Genomic DNA, 24,513 nt, shown 5'->3' on the forward strand with positions numbered 1-24,513 from the left:
CACGATCACCACGGGTTTCACAAAAATTCATGAGTTTATTTTATGGCCTTAAAGTTACGCCAAATACTAAATGGGCGTCCTCCAAACGTGGATTCCATATAGCCTGTACAAATATAGGCAATGAAAACTTATCATTAAAATTTATTGCTTTCGTTGCTTTCAAAGCTAGGTTCGTCACTGCAAACCCATTCACATTATACTGCGGAGTCTTATAAGGAACCACTCCACAAGTAGCATTCAGATCAACTCCTTTCACACTGAACGGATAATTCAGTTCTACGTAAGAAGAGTATGCCTGCTTTTCCTCCCCCTCATCAGTCGTTTTTCTGTCAGCACCGGCAAACATGGTATACCATGCGATAGATAACGGGAACTTTTCAATAGGAAGCGTATAAGCTAACCCTGCTTCAAAATGATGTCCGGTGTCTCCACTTTTAAAATGGAAATAATTATTGGTAAGTTCTCCATTAGCCACATCAGCTTGTCCGTCCCACCAAAGAGTGGCTACAGAAAGTGTCGGTCCCGCTTCACCAAACTTATAAGCTGCGGTTAGGTCAATTTCTTTATTACTTTCACTCAAACTGGTTGAGCCCCATGCAGTAAGCGAGAAATTACCTACGCTAAATCCCAAAGTCGGCTGAAAGGAAGCGGCTCCCCCCTGATAAATACCACGCCATACATACGAACTTACCAAATCACCTTGTATAGTAAACTCTTGTGCTTGTGCATTGCTAGTTCCCAACATACATACGGCTGCTACAGCCATTGTTCCTAAAATACTCTTTTTACTAAAAAAACTTTTCATACTTTTTATCTAATTCTATTTTATGTTCCTGTAAAAAAGCAGCGCCCCATCCAACCCTGTTAATTTGAACCGCGGCATAACCCAAACGGTCCGGACAGGAACGCTGCTCAATCTTCATCTACTTATTGCTTTCCTCTAAAGCGATATTCAATTTCAAGACATTCACCTTTTCTGTTCCCAACAACCCCAAAAACGGTTTTTCTATGCTTTTATCAACAATCGCTCTTACTTGTTTTTCTGTTAATCCACGTGCTTGTGCTACTCTCTTCACTTGTACATACGCACATTGAGGAGTGATATTAGGATCCAGTCCCGAACCACTGGCCGTAACCATTTCGGCAGGCACATCCGCACGATTCAAATAAGGATGATGTACAAGGAAAGTATCAATACGCGCTTTCACTTCATCCAGATATTCTTGATTCGTAGGCCCTTTATTACTACCTGCGGAACTCGTCGCATCATACCCGTCACCGGCAGAAGAAGGACGTCCCCAGAAATAAATATCTTTTGTAAACATCTGACCCACATTGGCTGCTCCCACTACTTTCCCATCCAGCGTAGCCACCTCGGCATTTCCTTTATTAGGACCTGCTACCTGTGCGAACACCCACAGGATAAGGATATAGAACACGGAGAAAAAGACACAAAAAGCAAGTGTTATTTTTAATGACTTCAATAAAGTTTTCATTGCTATTGTTTTTTAATTAAAAGAATAAACCTACTACTAAATCTATCAATTTGATTCCCACGAAAGGAGCAATCACACCACCCACACCATAGATCAGCAGATTACGGCGAAGCAAAGCACTTGCACCTATCGGTTTGTATTGCACACCACGCAAAGCCAGCGGAATCAGAATCGGAATAATAATCGCATTAAAAATGACTGCCGAAAGAATGGCGCTTTCAGGACTATGCAGATGCATGATATTCAGAGCAGCCAGTTCAGGAATAGCAATCATAAACAAGGCAGGAACAATTGCGAAATATTTGGCCACGTCATTGGCAATAGAGAAAGTAGTCAGCGTACCACGTGTCATCAACAATTGTTTACCGATTTCCACAATCTCAATCAATTTCGTCGGATCGTTATCCAAGTCGACCATATTACCGGCTTCCTTTGCTGCCTGTGTACCGCTATTCATGGCTACACCCACATTGGCTTGTGCCAGAGCAGGAGCATCGTTCGTTCCGTCTCCCATCATTGCAACCAATTTACCAGCCTGCTGTTCCTTCTTGATATATTCCATCTTATCTTCCGGTTTAGCTTCAGCGATAAAATCATCCACACCGGCTTTTTCAGCAATATATTTTGCAGTTAACGGGTTATCCCCTGTCACCATGACCGTCTTCACTCCCATCTTACGCAGACGTTCGAAACGTTCCTGAATACCCGGTTTGATAATATCCTGCAACTCAATGACACCGGTCACCTTCTTGTTTACACATACTACCAACGGCGTACCACCATTGCTAGAGATAGAAGAGATGATCTCTTCCACTTCTTTCGGAAATTCATTTCCTTCACCTTCCACCATCTTACGGATAGCATCGAAAGCACCTTTACGAATCTGTGTTCCATCTGCCAAGTCTACTCCCGAACATTTAGTTTCAGCCGTAAACTTAATCATACGCGCTCCCGTTGTATTCAGGTTACGCATACGGACGCCCGACTCGCGTCCCAGTTCTACGATAGACTTACCCTCCGGCGTTTCATCGGACAAGGAAGACAACAGACAAGTCTCCACAAAATCGTGCAAATTGACACCCGGAGCCGTATGGAAATGAGTTGCTTTACGGTTACCGATTGTGATAGTACCTGTTTTATCCAGCAACAACGTATCAATATCACCGGCAGTCTCTACTGCTTTACCGGATTTAGTAATCACGTTGGCACGAAGCGCGCGGTCCATACCGGCAATACCGATAGCAGAGAGAAGTCCACCGATAGTTGTCGGAATCAGACACACAAACAAAGAAATAAGCGAAGCAATGGTGATGACCGTATTACTATAGTCGGCAAACGGTTTCAAGGTAACACACACTATGACGAAAACAAGCGTAAAACCTGCCAACAGAATAGTCAACGCAATCTCATTCGGGGTTTTCTGGCGGGAAGCACCTTCTACCAGTGCAATCATCTTGTCGAGAAAACTTTCTCCCGGTTGAGTAGTCACCATTACTTTTATATGATCGGACAATACCTTCGTACCACCCGTTACAGAACTCTTATCGCCACCTGCCTCACGAATAACCGGAGCAGACTCGCCGGTGATAGCACTTTCATCAATAGAAGCCAAGCCTTCAATAATCTCACCATCGGAAGGAATCACGTCTCCAGCCTCACAAACAAATACATCTCCTTTCTTCAACTGTGAAGAACTGACAGTAACGATTTTATTGCCTTCCACTTTCTTAGCCGGTGTCTCTTCACGAGTCTTACGCAAGCTGTCGGCCTGTGCTTTACCACGTGCTTCGGCAATAGCTTCGGCAAAATTGGCAAACAACAAGGTTACAAACAGAATGATAAACACGGCAATGTTGTAAGCAAACGAACCTTGTGAAGAATTTACAATGGAGTAGAGCGTTACGAGCAGCATGACTACTGTAGCCACTTCTACTGTAAACATAATCGGGTTCTTTATCATTATCCGGGGGTTCAGTTTCACGAATGACTGTTTCAAACTTTCTATAACTTGCTCCTTTGGAAACAAAGAAGCTGATTTATTATCTTTCATATCTTCTCTAATTCAGTATTACAAACTTAAATGTTCAGCAATTGTGCTCAATGCATGTACCGGGAAGAATGACAGCGCAGCAATAATGAAGATAACCACAAATGTCATGACTCCGAAAGTCAATGTATCGGTCTTCAATGTGCCGGCACTTTCCGGAATGAATTTCTTCTGTGCCAGTAATCCGGCAATGGCAACCTGCCCGATGATAGGAATAAAACGGCTCAAAATCAGAACAATACCACACGTATAATTCCAGAAATAAGTATTATCTCCCAAACCTTCAAAACCGGAACCGTTATTGGCAGCACAAGAAGTGTACTCGTAAAGTTGCTCACTTAAACCGTGGAATCCCAAGTTGTTCAACCATCCACCTTCACTTTCCACAAAATCAGGGTGATGCACATAAATATAACTTGAAAGTGCTGTAAATACCAAAATGACAAACGGATGAAGCAGAGCTACAATCGTAGCGATTTTCATTTCGCGGGCTTCCACTTTCTTACCGAGGAATTCCGGCGTACGTCCTACCATCAAACCGCTGATAAACACTGTAATGATAATAAATGTATAGTAGTTCATCCATCCTACACCTACACCGCCAAACCAGGTGTTAATCTGCATATTCAGCATCTCCATCATTCCGGACAGCGGCATAGTGGAATCATGCATACCATTCACAGAACCATTAGAGGTTACAGTAGTTACAATACTCCATAATGCCGTTGCTCCGGCTCCCAAACGGACCTCTTTACCTTCCATCGCACCATTATCCTGCGCAATTCCCAATTCATCAATGCGTGGATTACCGCCCATTTCCTGACTGACATTAATACATACGCCTACCAGAAAAGCGAAAAGCATTACTCCGAATATACTATAAGCCAACTTCTTTCTGCGGGTATAGAATCCTAGCGCAAATACCATTGCCATCGGGATAATCAGGATAGACCAACATTCTGCCATATTAGTAAGATAAGTCGGGTTTTCCAACGGATGAGAAGAGTTTACACCAAAGTAACCACCACCATTCGTTCCTAATTGCTTGATAGGAACAATTGCAGCCGTAGGACCTTGAGAAACCATTTGTTCCTGGCCTTCCATCGTAGTCACTTTCATCTTACCATCAAATCCCATCGGGGTTCCCTGAAGAATCAGGATAAAACCTACAATCAGAGAAAGAGGCAATAAAATACGTGTACAGCTTATTACCAGAAATTGCCAGAAGTTACCAATCGTTTTGGTTGTTTTTGCAGCAATACTCTTCATAATACCTGCCATAGCAGCCATACCTGTTGCTGCGGTAATAAACTGGAATAGCATGATGACGAACAGTTGAGTAAAATAAGTCAGTCCGCTTTCACCGCTATAGTGCTGCAAGTTACAGTTCACCATAAAACTAATACAGGTATTAAATGCCTGATCCGGAGTCTGCGGTCCGTTGCCGTCCGGATTTAAGGGCAACCATCCTTGTGAAACCAAGAGTACCATTCCCCAGAAAAACCAGAAAGCATTCAAAATCAACAATGCTTTCAGGAATTGTTTCCAGTTCATTTCTTCATTGGGGTCGATTCCACAAACTTTATAAATGACTCTTTCGATAGGAGCCATAAAATCAGACCAGGTCTTTTCTCCTCTGTAGACCTTAGCAATGTATTTTCCCAGTGGATAAGCCAGAATCACCATCAAGGCTATCTGAACAACCACGCCTAAAATTTCTGTATTCATATACTTTTTACCTTAAACTGTGTGTGTTACTTTAAAACTTTTCGGGTTTGACGAGCACGTACATCAAATAACCGAAGATCGCAATACCTAATACGAATAATGCTGTGTACATAATCAATTCTCCTTTTTCTTTAAATATTTTCAAACCAGTCTACACATTTCCAAAATAGCCAGAAACAAGCGAAACCGCTTAACAGGCAGAAAATAAATGATAGTGTTATTCCCATGTTTTTACCTTTTAAATGATTACTATTATTTTTTTACTCGCCACCCTTCATGCCAAATGCGTGCCACAAAAAACACACAGCAGATAACAGACTAATATTCAACAAAATACACATCACAAGAAACTTTCTATCCATCCAACATACCCTTCCATTTTGAAAAAAGGATTCTATTTTGAAAAGCTTTGTACTTTTCCGGAATTTCAGAAGAGAAAAAATAAGCAAATTACCACTTTGAAAGGGGGATTTTCATTTTGAAAAGGCAAGAGAAGGAAACATAATACTTATAATACACTGATAATAAGAGATTAACAACTAATATAGGTCTATTGGTATATGCTTTGCAAAGAGATAGATATGAAACTTTATATTATTGCAAACAGATTACCTGTCAAAGTAGCCGGCACAAACGGTAAATTCGCATTTTCGCGTAGCGAAGGCGGACTGGCAACAGGTTTGGATTCTCTTCAGACTTCTTATGAGAAGCACTGGATAGGTTGGCCCGGAATATGTGCCAATGAAGAAAAGGACCAACAGGAGATTAACGAGAAACTACAGGAAATGAATTTTCATCCGGTCTTCTTGTCGGAAAAGCAAATTGAAAATTACTACGAAGGATACAGTAACAGTACTATCTGGCCTTTATGCCATTACTTTTATGCTTATACCTTATATAAGAACTGTTTTTGGCAATCCTACCAGCAAGTCAACCGTCTTTTCTGTGAGGAGATTTGCCGACTGGTACGTCCCGGCGACAAAGTATGGATACAGGATTATCAGTTGATGCTACTTCCGGGAATGTTGAGGAAAATATATCCGGAACTCTGTATCGGATATTTCCATCATATCCCGTTCCCTTCCTACGAACTTTTTCGTATTCTGCCGGAGCGCGCCGAGATACTGAAAGGCTTATTAGGAGCCGACTTCATTGCTTTCCACACCCACGACTATATGCGTCATTTCATCAGTGCTGTAGAACGTGTATTACATCTCGATTTTAAATTGGATGAAGTACAGATCAACAACCGGGTGACCAGAGTAGAGGCATTACCAATGGGAATCAACTATGAATCTTATCATAAGGCCTCGGAAAATAAAGAAGTGCACCAAGCTATTGAACGTACCCGGAAACTTTTCGGCGAGCATAAACTGATCCTGTCAGTAGACAGACTGGATTACAGCAAAGGCATATTGCACCGTCTTCGTGGCTTTGCCACCTTCCTCGAACATCATGCTGAATATCACGGTAAAGTTACATTGGCAATGGTCATTGTCCCTTCACGCGACCATGTAGGCAGTTATGCGGAACTAAAAACAAAAATTGACGAAGAAATCGGCTCTATCAACGGACGTTACTCCACAATGAACTGGACTCCCGTCTGTTATTTCTATCATGGCTTTTCACTGGAAGAACTGACTGCCATGTACTATGTGGCCGACATAGCCCTCGTCACTCCACTTCGGGACGGAATGAATCTGGTAGCCAAAGAATACGTAGCTACCAAATGCGACAATCCCGGTGTACTTATCCTTAGCGAAATGGCAGGTGCCGCCGTAGAATTGACGGACGCTATCCAAATCAACCCGAACGATACAGAACAAATAGAAAATGCTATTTGCCAGGCACTTGAAATGCCCGAAGAGGAACAAAAACAACGCCTGCAACGTATGCAAAGCATTCTGTCCGTACAGACAGTCAACAAATGGGCAGCCGACTTTGTCAATGAACTGAACGCGACATGTATGAAAAATGATATGTTACGGAAAAAACGCATCGTAGCTGCCACCATCGCACAAATCAAGCTCAAGTATAACCAAGCCAAACAACGCCTGATTCTGCTGGACTATGATGGTACACTGACGGCTCTCAAACCACGTCCCGAGGATGCACAACCTACACCGGAACTCATTTCTATTCTACAACAACTGGCTAGCGATCCCGCCAATCATATTGTTATCAATAGCGGGCGGGATCACTTTACATTAGAAAAATGGCTTGGCTCCCTTCCTGTGTCTATGGCTGCCGAACATGGGGCTTTCTACAAAGAGAACGGGGTTTGGCATAAAAACATAAAGAAGAAAGAATGGGGAGCAGGTATTCTCTCTATTCTTCAAATGTTTGTAGACCGTACTCCCCGTTCCCATCTGGAAGTGAAGGAAACTGCCCTGGCATGGCATTATCGTGAAAGTGACGCATGGCTCGGCACATTAAGAGCCCAACAACTCGTCAACACACTGATTTCGCTCTGTACCCGGCAGAAACTACAAATTCTACAAGGAAATAAAGTGATCGAAATCAAATCACCGGATTGCAATAAAGGTTCCGAGGTGGGTCGTCTGCTAGCCAACAGACGTTATGATTTTGTTATAGCGATGGGAGACGACACTACAGATGAAGATATGTTTCAGGCATTACCGAAGAGCGCTATCGCCATTAAAATAGGTAGCGTATCCGAAGCCGCCAACTATCACCTGTCTGCCCAATCTGACGTACTTCCTTTCTTACGGTCTTTACTAGGCAAACAAAAAACTGCCACAAAAGAAGGAAGTATTAAGAATCGCCTGACTTTCGCTTTCGACTTTCTCAAAGATCTATTAAAAACTCAATAAAAAGCAATCAATATGAATAATTTAAATTATGGAGTGATAGGTAACTGCCGAACGGCAGCTCTCATTTCGCAGAACGGAAATATCGAATGGCTCTGTTTTCCCGATTTCGATTCTCCTTCTATTTTTGCCAGTATGCTCGACCGGGAGAAAGGAGGAGCTTTCGGATTCGAAGTTTCCGGAGACTATCGCATCACACAAAATTATGTCCCCCACACCAATATTCTTTCTACCCAATTCTCCTCCGATGAAGGAGAATTCGTAGTGCTCGACTATATGCCCTGCTATCGTTCACAAGACGAAACAGGGCATTATTTACCTGCCGAATTATACCGCTACATACATTGGATAAAAGGGAAACCGCGTTTCAAGATCAACTATCATCCGGCCCCGAACTATGCGCAGGGACAAGTGATCCTTAATATCACTCCACAGTATATCGAATCCTACTGCTCCTTTGACAACAAGGACAGACAATATTTATATGCTTCCCTGTCTCTTCAGGACATCAAAGAGAAAAAAGAAATCATTCTTGAGAAAGACGAATTTCTCCTGCTCTCCTATAACGAGAAAGTGATCCCAATCGACATAGAAAGGGAGAAAATAGAATATTGCCGTACGCTGGTATATTGGCTGAACTGGACAGACAGAAGCAAGAAATACACTCTATATAATGACGTAATCGAACGGAGTTTATTGGTTCTGAAACTAATGTCCTACCACAACGGAGCTGTGCTGGCAGCACTAACGACAAGCCTTCCGGAAGCTGTAGGAGAAGTGCGCAACTGGGATTATCGTTTCTGCTGGCTTCGGGATGCTTCCATGTCCATCGAAACCATGTTTCAAATCGGACATACCGGTGCAGCCAAACGCTTTATGAAATTTATCCAATCCACATTCGTTTCCAAACATGATTATCAAATTATGTATGGCATCCGGGGCGAGCACCAACTAACCGAAGTGATACTCGACCATCTATCCGGTTATAAGAACTCCAAACCTGTACGAATAGGAAATGATGCATACCATCAGAAACAAAACGACTCTTTTGGTTACCTGATGGACCTGATTTACCAATATTATCGCCTCATGCCCGGCACACTGGATGAAATTGAAGACATGTGGGAAATGGTAAAGACCATTTTAGCAAAAGTAGTAGAAAACTGGAGAAAGCCCGATAAGGGAATCTGGGAGATCCGGGGAGAAGGACAACACTTTGTTTCTTCCAAAGTGATGTGTTGGGTAGCTTTAGATCGCGGAGCTAAAATCGCTCAAATGCTTAACAAATATAATTATAGCGAACGTTGGCAACTGGAAGCCGAAAAAATAAAGAAAGATGTGATGAAATATGGCTGGAATAAGGAACTTCAAAGCTTCACACAGACATATAATAATCAAGCAATGGATTCCTCATTACTATTGATGGAACCCTATGGATTTATAGAAGCAGATGATATACGCTATCATAAAACAGTGGAAGCAGTCAAGAAAGCCCTTTTCCATAAAGGACTTATGTATCGCTATAACAGCAAAGACGATTTTGGGTTGCCTACTTCTGCTTTTACGATTTGTACATTCTGGCTTATACGGGCATTGTTTGTAACCGGCCATAAAGAAGAAGCACGCTGCCTGTTTGACGAAGTTCTGAAATATTCCAATCACCTCGGATTGTTTAGTGAAGATATTGATTTCGAAACCAAAGAACAGTTGGGCAACTTCCCGCAGGCATATTCACATCTGGCATTAGTAAATACAGCTATTTTATTTGCAGAAGAAGAGAAGAGGTTATCTTTTATCCGACCTTAGAGAAGGCCCTAATTCAGAAGTGATAAAAAAACAGAAAGCCCCTTGACTCAAAATGAATCAAGGGGCTTCTTAAAAACGGCGGCTACCTACTCTCCCACTGTTACGCAGTACCATCGGCGTGACGAGGCTTAACTTCTCTGTTCGGAATGGGAAGAGGTGGAACCCTCGTGCTATAACCACCTGAGGAAGGTTATGACATGATGAAAAGTAAAACTTCAGTGTCTAGCAAGCTAAACGTATATACCCAACCGGTACATGTCCGAAAGAAAGTGAACGGGCAATTAGTAATGCTCGGCTTTGATGTTACCACCTTTACACCTGCATCCTATCAACGTCATCGTCTTTGACGACCCTAAGAAATCTAATCTTGTGGCTGGCTTCGTACTTAGATGCTTTCAGCACTTATCCAATCCCGACTTAGATACCCAGCAATGCACCTGGCGGCACAACTGGTAAACCAGCGGTCAGTCCAACACGGTCCTCTCGTACTAGTGTCAGAGCCACGCAAATTTCATACGCCCACGATAGATAGAGACCGAACTGTCTCACGACGTTCTGAACCCAGCTCGCGTGCCACTTTAATGGGCGAACAGCCCAACCCTTGGGACCTTCTCCAGCCCCAGGATGTGACGAGCCGACATCGAGGTGCCAAACCCCTCCGTCGATATGAGCTCTTGGGAGGGATCAGCCTGTTATCCCCGGAGTACCTTTTATCCTTTGAGCGATGTCCCTTCCATACGGAAACACCGGATCACTATGCTCTAGTTTCCTACCTGATCGACTTGTCTGTCTCCCAGTCAAGCGCCCTTATGCCATTACACTCTACGGACGGTTACCAATCGTCCTGAGGGCACCTTTAGAAGCCTCCGTTACACTTTTGGAGGCGACCACCCCAGTCAAACTACCCACCAAACAGTGTCCTCGTTTCTACGAGTTAGAACTCAAATAATCAAAGGGCCGTATTTCAACAGCGACTCCACAAATACTGGCGTACCTGCTTCAAAGTCTCCGGCCTATCCTACACATCAATTACCCAAATTCAATGTTAAGCTATAGTAAAGGTTCACGGGGTCTTTTCGTCCCATCGCGGGTAATCGGCATCTTCACCGATACTACAATTTCACTGAGCTCACGGTTGAGACAGTGTCCAGATCATTACACCATTCGTGCAGGTCGGAACTTACCCGACAAGGAATTTCGCTACCTTAGGACCGTTATAGTTACGGCCGCCGTTTACTGGGGCTTCAATTCAATGCTTCTCTTGCGATGACATCTCCTCTTAACCTTCCAGCACCGGGCAGGTGTCAGGCTGTATACGTAATCTTTCAATTTGGCACAGCCCTGTGTTTTTGTTAAACAGTTGCCTGGACCTATTCTCTGCGCCCAACTCTCGTTGGGACCCTTTATCCCGAAGTTACAGGGTCAATTTGCCTAGTTCCTTAACCGTGAATCACTCAAGCGCCTTAGTATATTCAACCCGACTACGTGTGTCCGTTTACGGTACGGGTACCTTAAAGATTAAGTTTAGCGGATTTTCTTGGGAGTATGTTTACACGCACTATTACCTTATTCCGAGGAATTTGGTATACTATCAGGTTCGACTCTTATCCTGGATTTGCCTGGGATAATCAACATCTACACCCTTCAACGGACTATTCCGTCAGTCCGCGGCGCTGTCACTCCTCCGTCTCCACGTCACTCTTTAAGGTAGTACAGGAATATTAACCTGTTCTGCCATCGGCCTCACCGTTCGGCTGAGCCTTAGGACCCGACTAACCCTGATCCGATTAGCGTTGATCAGGAAACCTTAGTCTTTCGGCGAGGGGGTTTCTCACCCCCTTTATCGTTACTTATACCTACATTTGCTTTTCCACACGCTCCAGCAAAGCTCACGCTTCACCTTCGACGCAGAGTGGAATGCTCCCCTACCGATCCTTACGGATCCCATAGCTTCGGTAAATTGCTTGATGCCCGATTATTATCCACGCCAAACTCCTCGACTAGTGAGCTGTTACGCACTCTTTAAATGAATGGCTGCTTCCAAGCCAACATCCTAGCTGTCTTAGCAATCTGACTTCGTTAGTTCAACTTAGCAATTATTTGGGGACCTTAGCTGATGGTCTGGATTCTTCTCCTTTAGGACATGGACCTTAGCACCCATGCCCTCACTCCTGGGATCGAACTACTGCGCATTCGGAGTTTATCAAGACTTGATAGGCGGTGAAGCCCTCGCATCTTATCAGTCGCTCTACCTCACAGTAGTAATTCCCAAGGCTGCACCTAAATGCATTTCGGGGAGTACGAGCTATCTCCAAGTTTGATTAGCCTTTCACCCCCACCCTCAGTTCATCCGGAAGCTTTTCAACGCTTATCGGTTCGGTCCTCCAGTTAGTGTTACCTAACCTTCAACCTGACCAAGGGTAGATCACTTGGTTTCGCGTCTACTCCTTCCGACTAATCGCCCTGTTCAGACTCGCTTTCGCTTCGGCTTCATGTCTTAAGACACTTAACCTTGCCGGAAAAAGTAACTCGTAGGTTCATTATGCAAAAGGCACGCCGTCACAACCGAAGTTGCTCCGACCGCTTGTAGGCGCACGGTTTCAGGGACTATTTCACTCTTCTATTCGAAGTGCTTTTCACCTTTCCTTCACAGTACTGGTTCGCTATCGGTCTCTCGGGAGTATTTAGCCTTACCGGATGGTCCCGGCAGATTCACGCAAGATTCCTCGTGTCCCGCGCTACTCAGGATACCACTACGCTTCGTTTAGCTTCGAATACCGGACTATCACCGTCTATGGTCCCATTTTCCAAAGGGTTCTTCTCACTAAAGTTCTTGCGATATCGTGGTCCTACAACCCCAATATTGCCGTAACAACATTGGTTTGGGCTAATCCCCGTTCGCTCGCCACTACTAGGGGAATCATTATTATTTTCTTTTCCTACAGGTACTAAGATGTTTCAGTTCCCTGTGTTAGCCTCTTGCTATGCAAGATGTCATTCCTTCAGAATGACGGGTTGTCCCATTCGGAAATCTTCGGATCAAAGGTTATTTGCACCTTCCCGAAGCTTATCGCAGCTTATCACGTCCTTCATCGCCTCCGAGAGCCAAGGCATCCGCCATGCGCCCTTGCTTACTTTCTTTCAAACGTTTTATTCTTATACTGGTATTGGTATGGGAATTGCTTCCTTCTATCAATATTGCATACTCGAACACGTACGGTTTGATATATACTTTTAGCTCTTACTAAAATTTTACTTTTTGTACATCATGTCAAAGATCGTTTCTCTTTTCAGAGATGGTGGAGAATAACGGATTCGAACCGTTGACCCTCTGCGTGCAAGGCAGATGCTCTAGCCAGCTGAGCTAATCCCCCAAGAGGTTATCAAGAATTGCTGCATTCCGCTGACGCGTCATTCCTTCGTTCTTGAGCTTGGTAGTCCCAGGCAGAGTTGAACTGCCGACCTCTACATTATCAGTGTAGCGCTCTAACCAACTGAGCTATAGGACTAGTTCAACCTTGTCTACCTGTATGTTAGACTCGGCTTCTTTTTTCTCTTGTTTATCTCTATCTATACTTCTATAGATGGTTGATCTATATGTTATAAATAAACAAGTACCAGTAGTACAAAAAACAGAACCTTTAAAGTCTTTAAGTGGCTGTCACGTTTAGGTGACAGTTACGACATCGCTCCAGAAAGGAGGTGTTCCAGCCGCACCTTCCGGTACGGCTACCTTGTTACGACTTAGCCCCAATTACCAGTTTTACCCTAGGACGCTCCTTGCGGTTACGTACTTCAGGTACCCCCGGCTTTCATGGCTTGACGGGCGGTGTGTACAAGGCCCGGGAACGTATTCACCGCGCCATGGCTGATGCGCGATTACTAGCGAATCCAGCTTCACGAAGTCGGGTTGCAGACTTCGATCCGAACTGAGAGAGGTTTTTGGGATTAGCATCACGTCGCCGTGTAGCTGCCTTCTGTACCCCCCATTGTAACACGTGTGTAGCCCCGGACGTAAGGGCCGTGCTGATTTGACGTCATCCCCACCTTCCTCACATCTTACGACGGCAGTCTCTCTAGAGTCCTCAGCATAACCTGTTAGTAACTAAAGATAAGGGTTGCGCTCGTTATGGCACTTAAGCCGACACCTCACGGCACGAGCTGACGACAACCATGCAGCACCTTCACAAATGCCTTGCGGCTATATAGTTTCCTACATATTCATTTGCAATTTAAGCCCGGGTAAGGTTCCTCGCGTATCATCGAATTAAACCACATGTTCCTCCGCTTGTGCGGGCCCCCGTCAATTCCTTTGAGTTTCACCGTTGCCGGCGTACTCCCCAGGTGGAATACTTAATGCTTTCGCTTGGCCGCTTACTGTATATCGCAAACAGCGAGTATTCATCGTTTACTGTGTGGACTACCAGGGTATCTAATCCTGTTTGATACCCACACTTTCGAGCATCAGTGTCAGTAACAGTCTAGTGAGCTGCCTTCGCAATCGGAGTTCTTCGTGATATCTAAGCATTTCACCGCTACACCACGAATTCCGCCCACCTCTACTGTACTCAAGACTGCCAGTTTCAACTGCAATTTTACGGTTGAGCCGCAAACTTTCACAACTGACTTAACAATCCACCTACGCTCCCTTTAAACCCAATAAATCCGGATAACGCTCGGATCCTCCGTATTACCGCGGCTGCTGGCACGGAGTTAGCCGATCCTTATTCATATGGTACATACAAAATTCCACACGTGGAAAACTTTATTCCCATATAAAAGAAGTTTACGACCCATAGAGCCTTCATCCTTCACGCTACTTGGCTGGTTCAGGCCTGCGCCCATTGACCAATATTCCTCACTGCTGCCTCCCGTAGGAGTTTGGACCGTGTCTCAGTTCCAATGTGGGGGACCTTCCTCTCAGAACCCCTATCCATCGTAGTCTTGGTGGGCCGTTACCCCGCCAACAAACTAATGGAACGCATCCCCATCGATAACCGAAATTCTTTAATAAAAATATCATGCGATATTCGTATACTATCCGGTATTAATCTTTCTTTCGAAAGGCTATTCCGGAGTTATCGGTAGGTTGGATACGTGTTACTCACCCGTGCGCCGGTCGCCATCTCTTCTATTGCTAGAAAAATGCTGCCCCTCGACTTGCATGTGTTAAGCCTGTAGCTAGCGTTCATCCTGAGCCAGGATCAAACTCTTCATTGTAAAAGTATTTTTTATCATCCGTTAAGATGACTTTTTGCTCTGTTCAGGACGCCGTAAATTTATTGACCTTATTCAAATACCTATTAGTCTTAACTATATCGCTACTGAATAAGACAAGTATTGACGGTTCTATTTTTTTACTTGTACTACTTGTATTGTTTATCAATATTTCAAAGAACTAACGTGGCTTCCGCCGCTTCTGCTTTCTTTGCGAAAGCGGATGCAAAGATAAGGACTTTTTCAGATAACCTCCAAACTTTTTTCAAAGTTTTTTTGTTTTTATTTTCTGTGGCCTTCATCTTATAGCAGAATGTCAATCATTAGGCTCTGTCTCTCTAGCAAAGCGGGTGCAAAAGTAGACAACTTATCTATAACATCCAAATATATCTGACTATTTTTTCTAATTATTTTTAGATATCCGCCCTAACTTACTGAATCATAACGATGTTGTAGAACATATTTTTCTTCATATATGTTACATCTATATGAAAACAGGCCGGAAATGGCACATTATTATATTACATACGCGCGTGTAGAGCAAATAACAAAAAGATATTCGCAAAGAGAGGGTAAAAAGAGAAGTACTCTTAAAGAAACAAACTAAAAAATAGATTTCTACAGGACAAGAACACATAAAAAAGTGAGAATAGCTATCTGTTATCACTCTACTTTGGTTTATAATTCGCTCCTACTAATCAATAAATAAATTACTATCCTAATTTCAGCATACAGGTGTCTTTCTTTATAAGATATGCCATTTCATAAGCTTTCTTCTTATGTTCAATATTCATTTGCTTAGTAGTTGGCAAGGGCTCACTGCAGTGAACAAATAAGCTATCAGATGTAAGCAAATAAGCTAACGATAGTAAACAAATTCGTTCACTGCAGTGAGCTGTTAAAAGACATTAGGGCTTATCAGAAGAATCACGAGGGATAAACATCTATTATATAAGGCATTGACGTCTATTGCATAGAAGAGTATAAGATAAAAGCGAATAGACAAGCCACTTATTATAAACTGTTTAAGATAGAATCAGGACGAGACAGGGTGAGGGTAACTTTTTACCCTCACCCTACTACCGCACTTACCCTCACACATTGTAACCACGATGAATAAAGGGATTGAGCGAAGGTGTGAGGGTGTGAGGGTAAAAGTGATACAAAAATTTAGTTGAAATGAAATATTAAAAGCATCCATGTTCTATTAAAAAAGAAGGAGCTGCACAGTACAATGCATTCTTTCTGTTAAAACCTCCGGGATACTCAAACAAAAAGAACCTCCGTCTGTTACATTAGCGATTTAAACATAGTAACCTAAACTTTAAAATTATGGCTAGAGAAAGTGTAAAAATCCTACAAGGTAAATTAGATGTAGAAAGTTTAATTTCACAGTTGAACGCAGCATTGGCTGAAGAGTGGTTGGCATATTACCAATATTGGGTAGGTGCATTAGTAGTGGAAGGCGCCATGCGTGCCGACGTACAAGGTGAGTTCGAGGAACATGCCGAAGAAGAACGTAGACATGCACAGCTGCTTGCCGACCGTATCATCGAGCTGGAAGGGGTTCCGGTACTTGATCCGAAACAATGGTTCGAACTGGCAAGATGCAAATATGATGCTCCGCAAGGCTTCGATTCAGTCAGTTTACTGAAGGATAATGTTGCTTCCGAACGCTGTGCCATTCTCCGTTATCAAGAAATTGCCGACTTTACTAACGGGAAAGATTTCACCACTTGTGATATCGCCAAACATATTCTTGCCGAAGAGGAAGAACATGAACAAGATTTACAAGATTATCTGACTGACATTGCCAGAATGAAGAAATCATTTCTCGAAAAGTAAATTCTAATTTAATAATGATTAGGTGAGAGAGGGTGCATCCGAAATACAGGATATGCCCTCTTTTATGTAATAGTACGATAAAAACCAAACTATTTTCAAACAAATCAAGAAGAAATCTTTCTTTTTTCGTATTTTTGTCCCAATATGCATGTTTAATCCAAGTAGATAACAACATCAACGAAAAGGAATGAAAGTAATTGATTTAATAAATAACAGTAAAGGTACAGCTTTTTCTTTCGAAATTCTCCCTCCTTTGAAGGGAACCGGAATCGAAAAGCTCTATCAGACAATCGACACTCTTCGAGAATTTGATCCGAAATATATCAATATCACCACGCATCGTAGCGAATATGTCTACAAAGATCTCGGCAACGGGCTCTTTCAGAGAAACCGCCTGAGAAGGCGTCCGGGAACAGTCGCTGTGGCAGCAGCCATTCAGAATAAATATAATATTACTGTGGTTCCTCATATCCTGTGCAGTGGTTTCACGCGTGAGGAAACCGAATATGTATTGCTGGATTTGCAATTTCTGAATATAACAGATTTGCTGGTACTCCGTGGAGACAAGGCTAAACATGAATCGGTATTTACTCCCGAAGGAGACGGATATCATCATGCGATTGAATTGCAGGAGCAGATTAATAATTTCAATAAAGGAATCTTCGTTGACGGTTCGGAGATGAAAGTCACCGCCAGTCCTTTCTCGTATGGCGTGGCGTGTTATCCGGAAAAGCATGAAGAATCTCCTAACATAGAGACAGATCTTTACTGGCTGAAAAAGAAGGTAGAAACTGGTGCAGAGTATGCTGTGACACAATTATTCTACGATAATAAGAAATATTTCGATTTTGTGGAGCAGGCTAAGGCAGCAGGTATCAACATTCCTATCATTCCGGGAATCAAGCCTTTCAAGAAAATCTCCCAACTAAGCATGATCCCCAAAACATTCAAGGTGGATTTGCCGGAAGATCTGGTGAAAGAAGCATTGAAATGCAAAAATGACGCGGAAGCCGAACAGGTGGGTGTTGAATGGTGCGTGGCTCAATGCAAGGAGTTGATGGAACATGGAGTTCCGAGCATCCATTTCTATTCCATCGGAGCAGTAGACAGTATCAAGGAAATAGCCAAAATCATTTATTGATATGTTTTTCAGAGACGTAATCGGACAAGAAGAAATCAAGCAACGACTCATTCAGGAAGTGAACGAGGGGCGTATTCCACATGCCCAACTCATTTGCGGTCCCGAGGGAGTTGGTAAAATGCCATTGGCTATCGCATACGCACGCTACATCAGTTGCACCAATCGGGGCGAGGAAGATGCTTGCGGTGTTTGTCCGTCTTGTGTGAAATTCAATAAGCTGGTACATCCGGATGTGCATTTCGTATTCCCCATCGTAAAAAGTGCGAAAGGAAAGAAAGAAGTGTGCGATGATTATATTGCCGATTGGCGGCCATTTGTTATTAACAATCCTTATTTTAACCTCAACCATTGGCTGGGTGAAATGGATGCGGAGAACTCGCAAGCGCTGATTTATGCCAAAGAGAGCGATGAGATCCTGAAGAAGCTCAGTCTGAAATCCAGTGAGGGTGGATTTAAGATTACGATTGTATGGTTGCCCGAGAAAATGCACCCGGTATGCGCCAATAAGTTGCTGAAACTGCTTGAGGAGCCACCCGAAAAGACGATTTTTCTGTTGGTATCCGAAGCTCCGGACATGATTCTGCCTACCATCTTGAGCCGTACTCAACGTATGAATGTGCGGAAAATTGACGAAGCCAGCATCGACCGGGTATTGCAGAGTAAATATCATGTTCAGCCTGCGGATAGCATTTCGATTGCCCATCTGGCAAACGGAAATTTCGTCAAGGCACTCGAAACGATTCATCTGAATGAGGAGAATCAGTTATTCTTCGAGCTCTTCGTCAACCTGATGCGCTTGTCCTATCAACGGAAAATAAAGGAGATGAAGATGTGGAGCGAACAGGTGGCCAGCATGGGACGCGAACGCCAGAAAAACTTTCTGGAATATTGCCAGCGCATGATCCGCGAAAACTTTATCTTTAACCTGCACCAGCGCAACCTGACGTATATGACTATTAACGAACAGAATTTTGCAACTCGCTTTGCACCTTTTGTCAACGAACGTAATGTGATGGGCATCATGGACGAATTAAGCGAAGCGCAGCTACATATAGAACAGAACGTAAATGCTAAAATGGTATTCTTCGACTTCTCACTGAAGATGATCGTACTGTTGAAGCAATAATAAATATATAACTTATGGAATATAAACTTCATAATGGGAGCGGCGGCCTTTGCTGCAAAGGATGTTCCCGACAAGATAAAAAACTGAATACCTACGACTGGCTGGCAGATATACCGGGCAATGCGGAGGAGAGTGACATGGTAGAAGTGCAGTTCAAGAATACCCGGAAGGGATATTTTCGGAACAGCAACAAGATCAAGCTGGAAAAAGGAGATGTAGTTGCCGTAGAAGCAGCTCCGGGTCATGACATCGGAGTAGTTACATTGACGGGGCGGCTCGTTCCGCTGCAAATGAAGAAAGCAAACTTCAAGGCAGACACGGAAATCAAACGTGTCTACCGGAAAGCGAAGCCAGTGGATATGGAGAAGTTCAACGAAGCGAAAGCCAAAGAACATGCTACCATGATCCGTGCACGCCAAATTGCATTGAACCTTAATCTGGATATGAAAATCGGTGACGTGGAGTATCAGGGAGATGGTAATAAGGCTATTTTCTACTACATCGCTGATGAACGGGTAGACTTCCGCCAGTTAATCAAAGTATTGGCCGAAGCTTTCCGCGTACGTATTGAAATGAAACAAATCGGTGCCCGTCAGGAAGCCGGACGTATCGGCGGAATCGGTCCGTGCGGACGCGAGCTCTGCTGTGCCACATGGATGACGAGTTTTGTTTCTGTGTCTACCAGTGCTGCCCGTTTTCAGGACATTTCACTAAATCCGCAAAAACTTGCCGGACAGTGTGCTAAACTGAAATGTTGCCTGAACTATGAGGTAGACTGTTATGTAGAAGCTCAAAAACGACTTCCTTCGAGAGAGATAGAGTTGGAAACAAAGGATGGTACTTTCTATTTCTTCAAGGCGGATATTCTAAGCAATCAGGTTTCTTACTCTACGGATAAGAATTTCCCTGCCAATTTGGTTACAATCAGCGGCAAACGTGCTTTTGAAGTCATCTCCATGAATAAGAAAGGGATGAAACCGGACAGCTTGATCGAAGAGGAAAAGAAACCGGAACCGAAGAAACCGATCGACTTGCTGGAACAGGAAAGTGTGACCCGCTTCGACCGCAGCCGGAATAATAAAGATGGCGGCAACAACGCTAACCGGAACAATAAAAAGAAGAAGAAGGGAAACAATAATAGTAATAATAACGGCAACCGCCCGCAACAACAAGCGGAAGGCGGAAATCGTCCGCAACAACCTCAACGGGAGAATGATAATCGCCCGCAGTCGTCAGAAAACGGCAACAGAGGGGAAAGAGATAACCGTCCGAGAAACAACAATAACAACCGGAACAGAGGACAGAATCAGGGACGGAACAACGAAAACAGACGTCCGGAAAGGGGACAGAACCAAGAACGTCCGCAAGGTCAGGAACGCCCGCAGCAACAAGACCGCCAACGGGAACAGCAAGGACAGGAACGTCAGGAACGCCGTCCTAATCAGGAGCGTCCTTCCAGACCGGAAAGAAATCAGAATCAGGAGAAACAGTCAACTAATGAAAAGCCTACTCAAGAATAGTATATTGAGTCTATTCAGCGCTTGCTTACTGACAGCCTGCAATGAACATACAGTGTATCACTCTTATCAATCCCTTCCCAACAAGGGATGGGGAAAAAGTGATACACTCTCTTTTCAGATTCCCATAACTGACAGCGTTCCCACTACTCTCCGGCTTTTTGCGGAAGTCCGCAACAGTATCGAATATCCTTATCATGACCTCCATTTATGTATCAGTCAGAATCTACAGGATTCTACGGTATGGCGCACTGATACCATTGCTTTCTGCCTGGCTGACTCTACCGGAAGATGGACGGGACACGGATGGGGAAGCATTTACCAATCGGAAACTTTTATTACATCTGTTCACCCTTTACATCCTGCAAATTATACTATTAAAATTATGAGCGGAATGAAAGATGAAAAGTTACAAGGATTGAGCGATGTAGGTATCCGTATTGAGAAGCAGTAAGATTAGAGTCTTCTGCCACGTCCTGCATCAATGCGCAGGAAGATAAACAGCAATATCGTAAATCCCCATAAAGAAGAACCTCCATAGCTGAAGAAAGGCAATGGAATACCGATAACCGGAGTTAACCCCAGCACCATACCGATATTAATAAATAAGTGGAAAAGGAAAATACTGACAACCGAATATCCATAAACCCGCCCAAAGTTGGAAGTCTGCCGTTCGGACAGGAAGATTAATCGTAAGATCAAAATAAGGAAAGCCAACAGGACAGCAGCCGAACCGACAAATCCTTGCTCCTCACCCACTGTACAGAATATAAAGTCGGTATCCTGTTCGGGCACGTACTTTAATTTTGTTTGCGTACCATTCAGGAATCCTTTTCCTGTCAACCCACCGGAACCGATGGCAATCTTGGACTGATTCACGTTGTATCCGGCACCGGTCAAATCTTCTTCCAAACCGAGCACTACTTTGATACGGACTTGCTGGTGAGGTTCGAGCACATTATCAAATACATAATTGCTGGAATACAGGAAGCCGACAGAACCGATTGTAAACAGGGCAATCAGGAAATAAGTACGTTGCCGCTCACTTAATGCCAAATAAATCAGATAGCCTATCACCACAATACAAAGCGCCCATTGCACCCAAACGAGGCTAAAATGTACCCAATATTCGGATATTAAATAAGCAATCAATAATATAGCCAAACTTCCACCAATGATATTGCGGGTAGCAGACCATTTCTTGCGATATACCCACACCATACCACCGGCAAATAATAAGATCAATAGTAATACGATAAATTCTCCCAGTGGTGTAGGAGTATCGGCGATAAAGACTTCATCAAAACGGATGCCGACCACAAAGTAGATTACCGCACATACGCCCGCAAAAAGCACTACTCCCGGCATTCCTTCACGATAAAGAACCAGAAAAAAAGCAAGATAAACCAATGCAGATCCTGTCTCCCGCTGCCCGATAATCAATAACATCGGGAGAAGAATGATGAACCCCAAGATAAAGGCACACTTTTCTTTCTTGATACTGAATGAATAAGAATTCATGTATTTAGCCAACGCCAAGGCCGTAGCGAACTTGGCAAACTCGGCGGGTTGCAGGCTCACAGGCCCCATGACAAGCCAGGAGCGTGATCCTTTGGTGTCCGGTGCTATGAAGATGGTAACAATGAGCAAGAGAATCATCCCCACATATATAATGTACGCGAACATATCATACATACGGTCTTCCAGCATCAACAGCACGAATCCGAGCCCGAAGGAACAGATAATCCACACGAATTGCTTGCCGGCACGGGTCGAGAAGTCGAGGAAGTCGCGTTCGCCATAGTCATAGCTGGCTCCGCAGACGCTAAACCATCCGCCAACAATCAGGAGCAGGTAAATAAAAATCGTTACCCAGTCCAGCGTTTTCCACAAACTATCGTTCCTCGTTACCATATAATATCACTCTGTTACTAAATTCTTCCGCCCTCAACTCGTTTTCCGGCGAGAGCTTGCCTTTCAAATACTGTTCCATCATCAGTGCGCCGAAAGGAACTCCATAAGTAGCCCCCCATCCGCCGTTCTCTACATAGACGGCAATAGCTATCTTCGGTTTGTTCATCGGCGCAAAGCCCATAAATACCGAGTGGTCGTGTCCGCGGTTCTGCGCAGTACCCGTTTTTCCACAGGCTTCCAAATCCGGAACCATCACTGACAGCATACGACAAGTTCCTCCGGTAGCTGCGCCACGCATCCCTTCTACGACTGATTCATAATGTCTTTTCTCAATAGTGGTATAGCGTGGTACGCGATAGATGCTGTCCAACTGATTATCTTGGATTTCCTTTACAATATGCGGTGTCACAAAGTATCCTCTGTTAGCAATGGTTGCTCCCAGGTTAGCAATCTGAAGGGGAGTGGATAGAATTTCCCCCTGTCCGATAGAGATACTGATTACTGTTAGTCCGTTCCAATGTCCGCGATAGGCTTTATCGTAGAACTGCGCATTCGGAATCAGCCCCCGTTTCTCTCCCGGCAAATCAACTCCCAGTTTGTAGCCAAATCCTTGCGAAACCATGTGGTCTTTCCAGACCGTAATGGCGTTTTGTGGCGAACCGTATTTACGATCGCCAAACATACGGAACAATCCCCAACAGAAATAGGAGTTGCACGATGTAGCAATAGCCGGAATCAATGGCAAGGGAGATCCGTGAGCATGACAGCCTACTGTCAATCTTCCGTAATGGAATCCATGTGAGCAAGGGAATGCCGGACTTTGTTCGGTGATAATTCCTTCTTGCAGAAACGTCAGTCCTTGCGCTGTTTTGAACGTAGATCCCGGAGGATACACTCCCATCAGGGCACGATTCAAAAGTGGTTTGGTCATATCACGTTGCAAGGCCAGATGGTTCTTGCCACGCTGGCGCCCAATCATCAAATGCGGGTCATAATTGGGAGAGGATACCAGACAAAGGATTTCTCCGGTCTCCGGTTCAATAGCCACAATGCTTCCAATCTTATTCTTTAATAAACGTTCGCCCAGCATCTGTAAGTCAATATCCAAACTCAATGTCAGGTTCTTGCCGGGAACGGAAGGACGGTCATATTCACCATCCATATAATGTCCCTGGATACGACCGTGCGCATCGCGAAGCAGAATCTCAATCCCTTTCTCGCCACGCAGGTACTTTTCATACGATTTCTCGACTCCTAACTTGCCGACATAATCCCCACGGATGTAGTATCCTTCTTCATCCGCTTCCATTTCTTTTGCGGAGACTTCTCCTATATCTCCCAAAGCATGGGCGGCAGCATTGTACGAATATTGACGAATGGTACGCCGTTGGATATAAAAGCCACGAAACTTAAACAGCTTTTCCTGAAAGACACCACATTCTTCCGCCGAAAGTTGCGACATAAACAACTGGTTGGTATAGCGGGAATACCCCGGATTGCGGCGACGGTCTTTCATGTCGCTCATTATTTTGAGAAACTGCGCACGGGTGATATTCAGCGATTGGCATAAATCGAGTGTGTCCAGATTCTCTATTTCCTTTGGCACGATCGTTATGTCGTATGCCGGCTGGTTGAATACCAATAGTTTACCGGTCCGGTCATAAATAGCGCCACGCGAGGGGTATTGGATCTTATTCAGAAAAGCGTTACTATCAGCATTCTTCTTGTAGTCATCGGTCGTGATCTGCAATACAAAAAGACGTATCAGATAAATCAAAACAATGGAGATAGCAATGCCTCCGATTACAAATTTGCGCTTCTCTAAGATATAATCTTTTGCCATCG

Annotated in this window: 14 protein-coding genes, 2 tRNA genes and 3 rRNA genes; 7 read left to right on the forward strand and 12 right to left on the reverse strand. The window is 43.9% G+C overall.

The genetic code is table 11. The features are described 5' to 3' along the window. Window positions 1-40: 40 nt before the first annotated feature. From NQ505_RS01225 to NQ505_RS26255, 5 genes are all read right to left on the reverse strand, one after another. Window positions 41-805 carry a hypothetical protein gene (locus NQ505_RS01225; RefSeq protein WP_004306399.1) on the reverse strand — a complete coding sequence of 255 codons (765 nt, stop codon included), beginning with the start codon at window positions 803-805 and terminating at the stop codon, window positions 41-43. A 118-nt stretch (window positions 806-923) separates the two neighbouring features. After that, a complete protein-coding gene (locus tag NQ505_RS01230; protein ID WP_004306397.1) occupies window positions 924-1,496 on the reverse strand; it encodes a K(+)-transporting ATPase subunit C in 573 nt (190 codons plus the stop codon). Between the two features lie 16 nt (window positions 1,497-1,512). Continuing rightward, complete coding sequence (gene kdpB / locus NQ505_RS01235; RefSeq protein WP_008999068.1) at window positions 1,513-3,546, reverse strand: potassium-transporting ATPase subunit KdpB; 2,034 nt, start codon at window positions 3,544-3,546, stop codon at window positions 1,513-1,515. 18 nt (window positions 3,547-3,564) lie between these two features. Further along, window positions 3,565-5,271 carry a potassium-transporting ATPase subunit KdpA gene (gene kdpA / locus NQ505_RS01240; RefSeq protein ID WP_008999069.1) on the reverse strand — a complete coding sequence of 569 codons (1,707 nt, stop codon included), beginning with the start codon at window positions 5,269-5,271 and terminating at the stop codon, window positions 3,565-3,567. Between the two features lie 31 nt (window positions 5,272-5,302). Next, window positions 5,303-5,383: a potassium-transporting ATPase subunit F gene (locus tag NQ505_RS26255; RefSeq protein WP_073343870.1), complete on the reverse strand. Its 81-nt coding sequence runs from the start codon at window positions 5,381-5,383 to the stop codon at window positions 5,303-5,305. Between the two features lie 448 nt (window positions 5,384-5,831). Between NQ505_RS26255 and NQ505_RS01245 the strand changes: the two genes are divergently transcribed. Then, window positions 5,832-8,105: a bifunctional alpha,alpha-trehalose-phosphate synthase (UDP-forming)/trehalose-phosphatase gene (locus NQ505_RS01245; RefSeq protein WP_008999070.1), complete on the forward strand. Its 2,274-nt coding sequence runs from the start codon at window positions 5,832-5,834 to the stop codon at window positions 8,103-8,105. A 12-nt stretch (window positions 8,106-8,117) separates the two neighbouring features. Further along, a complete protein-coding gene (locus NQ505_RS01250; protein WP_004323567.1) occupies window positions 8,118-9,908 on the forward strand; it encodes a glycoside hydrolase family 15 protein in 1,791 nt (596 codons plus the stop codon). A 73-nt stretch (window positions 9,909-9,981) separates the two neighbouring features. On the opposite strand, the gene rrf is transcribed toward NQ505_RS01250, so the two are convergent. The 5 genes from rrf to NQ505_RS01275 all read right to left on the reverse strand — a co-directional run bounded on the left by rrf (window position 9,982) and on the right by NQ505_RS01275 (window position 15,128). Continuing rightward, window positions 9,982-10,092, reverse strand: a 5S ribosomal RNA gene (rrf, locus tag NQ505_RS01255). A gap of 77 nt (window positions 10,093-10,169) precedes the next feature. After that, window positions 10,170-13,049, reverse strand: a 23S ribosomal RNA gene (locus NQ505_RS01260). 156 nt (window positions 13,050-13,205) lie between these two features. Next, window positions 13,206-13,282: transfer RNA gene (locus tag NQ505_RS01265), tRNA-Ala, on the reverse strand. Between the two features lie 58 nt (window positions 13,283-13,340). Next, window positions 13,341-13,417 (reverse strand) — tRNA-Ile (locus NQ505_RS01270). A gap of 186 nt (window positions 13,418-13,603) precedes the next feature. Continuing rightward, window positions 13,604-15,128: ribosomal RNA gene (locus NQ505_RS01275) — 16S ribosomal RNA — on the reverse strand. The 16S, 23S and 5S rRNA genes sit together here with 2 tRNA genes alongside, the layout of an rRNA operon. A gap of 1,329 nt (window positions 15,129-16,457) precedes the next feature. Here NQ505_RS01275 and NQ505_RS01280 point away from each other — a divergent pair. The 5 genes from NQ505_RS01280 to gldH all read left to right on the forward strand — a co-directional run bounded on the left by NQ505_RS01280 (window position 16,458) and on the right by gldH (window position 21,208). Beyond that, window positions 16,458-16,970: a ferritin-like domain-containing protein gene (locus NQ505_RS01280; RefSeq protein WP_004299950.1), complete on the forward strand. Its 513-nt coding sequence runs from the start codon at window positions 16,458-16,460 to the stop codon at window positions 16,968-16,970. 187 nt (window positions 16,971-17,157) lie between these two features. Continuing rightward, window positions 17,158-18,111 carry a methylenetetrahydrofolate reductase [NAD(P)H] gene (metF, locus tag NQ505_RS01285; RefSeq protein WP_004299949.1) on the forward strand — a complete coding sequence of 318 codons (954 nt, stop codon included), beginning with the start codon at window positions 17,158-17,160 and terminating at the stop codon, window positions 18,109-18,111. Between the two features lies 1 nt (window position 18,112). Next, on the forward strand, window positions 18,113-19,237 hold the full coding sequence (locus NQ505_RS01290; RefSeq protein WP_008997855.1) for an ATP-binding protein: 1,125 nt from the start codon (window positions 18,113-18,115) through the stop codon (window positions 19,235-19,237). Between the two features lie 14 nt (window positions 19,238-19,251). After that, window positions 19,252-20,757 (forward strand): stage 0 sporulation family protein, encoded by a 1,506-nt coding sequence (locus tag NQ505_RS01295; RefSeq protein ID WP_008997856.1) that lies wholly within the window; start codon window positions 19,252-19,254, stop codon window positions 20,755-20,757. Further along, window positions 20,735-21,208: a gliding motility lipoprotein GldH gene (gldH, locus tag NQ505_RS01300; RefSeq protein ID WP_008997857.1), complete on the forward strand. Its 474-nt coding sequence runs from the start codon at window positions 20,735-20,737 to the stop codon at window positions 21,206-21,208. The genes NQ505_RS01295 and gldH overlap by 23 nt, the downstream gene beginning before the upstream one ends. Window positions 21,209-21,210: 2 nt before the next feature. Here the strand turns inward: gldH and rodA are convergent, their stop codons facing one another. Then, window positions 21,211-22,668 carry a rod shape-determining protein RodA gene (gene rodA / locus NQ505_RS01305; RefSeq protein WP_004304911.1) on the reverse strand — a complete coding sequence of 486 codons (1,458 nt, stop codon included), beginning with the start codon at window positions 22,666-22,668 and terminating at the stop codon, window positions 21,211-21,213. Next, the gene (mrdA, locus tag NQ505_RS01310; protein ID WP_004324644.1) at window positions 22,649-24,511 is read right to left on the reverse strand and encodes a penicillin-binding protein 2; all 1,863 of its coding nucleotides are present in this window, start codon (window positions 24,509-24,511) and stop codon (window positions 22,649-22,651) included. Before mrdA ends, rodA begins: the two co-directional genes overlap by 20 nt. Window positions 24,512-24,513 lie beyond the last annotated feature (2 nt).

The sequence above is a fragment of the Bacteroides sp. D2 genome (assembly GCF_025147085.1).
Taxonomy (GTDB): domain Bacteria; phylum Bacteroidota; class Bacteroidia; order Bacteroidales; family Bacteroidaceae; genus Bacteroides.

Coding starts and splice junctions, on each gene's coding strand:
- NQ505_RS01245 (WP_008999070.1), top strand. CDS start 5,832: ATGCTTTGCAAAGAGATAGATATGAAACTTTATATTATTGCAAACAGA.
- rodA (WP_004304911.1), bottom strand. CDS start 22,668: ATGGTAACGAGGAACGATAGTTTGTGGAAAACGCTGGACTGGGTAACG.
- gldH (WP_008997857.1), top strand. CDS start 20,735: ATGAAAAGCCTACTCAAGAATAGTATATTGAGTCTATTCAGCGCTTGC.
- NQ505_RS01290 (WP_008997855.1), top strand. CDS start 18,113: ATGTTTTTCAGAGACGTAATCGGACAAGAAGAAATCAAGCAACGACTC.
- NQ505_RS26255 (WP_073343870.1), bottom strand. CDS start 5,383: ATGTACACAGCATTATTCGTATTAGGTATTGCGATCTTCGGTTATTTG.
- NQ505_RS01295 (WP_008997856.1), top strand. CDS start 19,252: ATGGAATATAAACTTCATAATGGGAGCGGCGGCCTTTGCTGCAAAGGA.
- kdpB (WP_008999068.1), bottom strand. CDS start 3,546: ATGAAAGATAATAAATCAGCTTCTTTGTTTCCAAAGGAGCAAGTTATA.
- metF (WP_004299949.1), top strand. CDS start 17,158: ATGAAAGTAATTGATTTAATAAATAACAGTAAAGGTACAGCTTTTTCT.
- NQ505_RS01280 (WP_004299950.1), top strand. CDS start 16,458: ATGGCTAGAGAAAGTGTAAAAATCCTACAAGGTAAATTAGATGTAGAA.
- NQ505_RS01225 (WP_004306399.1), bottom strand. CDS start 805: ATGAAAAGTTTTTTTAGTAAAAAGAGTATTTTAGGAACAATGGCTGTA.
- NQ505_RS01250 (WP_004323567.1), top strand. CDS start 8,118: ATGAATAATTTAAATTATGGAGTGATAGGTAACTGCCGAACGGCAGCT.
- NQ505_RS01230 (WP_004306397.1), bottom strand. CDS start 1,496: ATGAAAACTTTATTGAAGTCATTAAAAATAACACTTGCTTTTTGTGTC.
- kdpA (WP_008999069.1), bottom strand. CDS start 5,271: ATGAATACAGAAATTTTAGGCGTGGTTGTTCAGATAGCCTTGATGGTG.
- mrdA (WP_004324644.1), bottom strand. CDS start 24,511: ATGGCAAAAGATTATATCTTAGAGAAGCGCAAATTTGTAATCGGAGGC.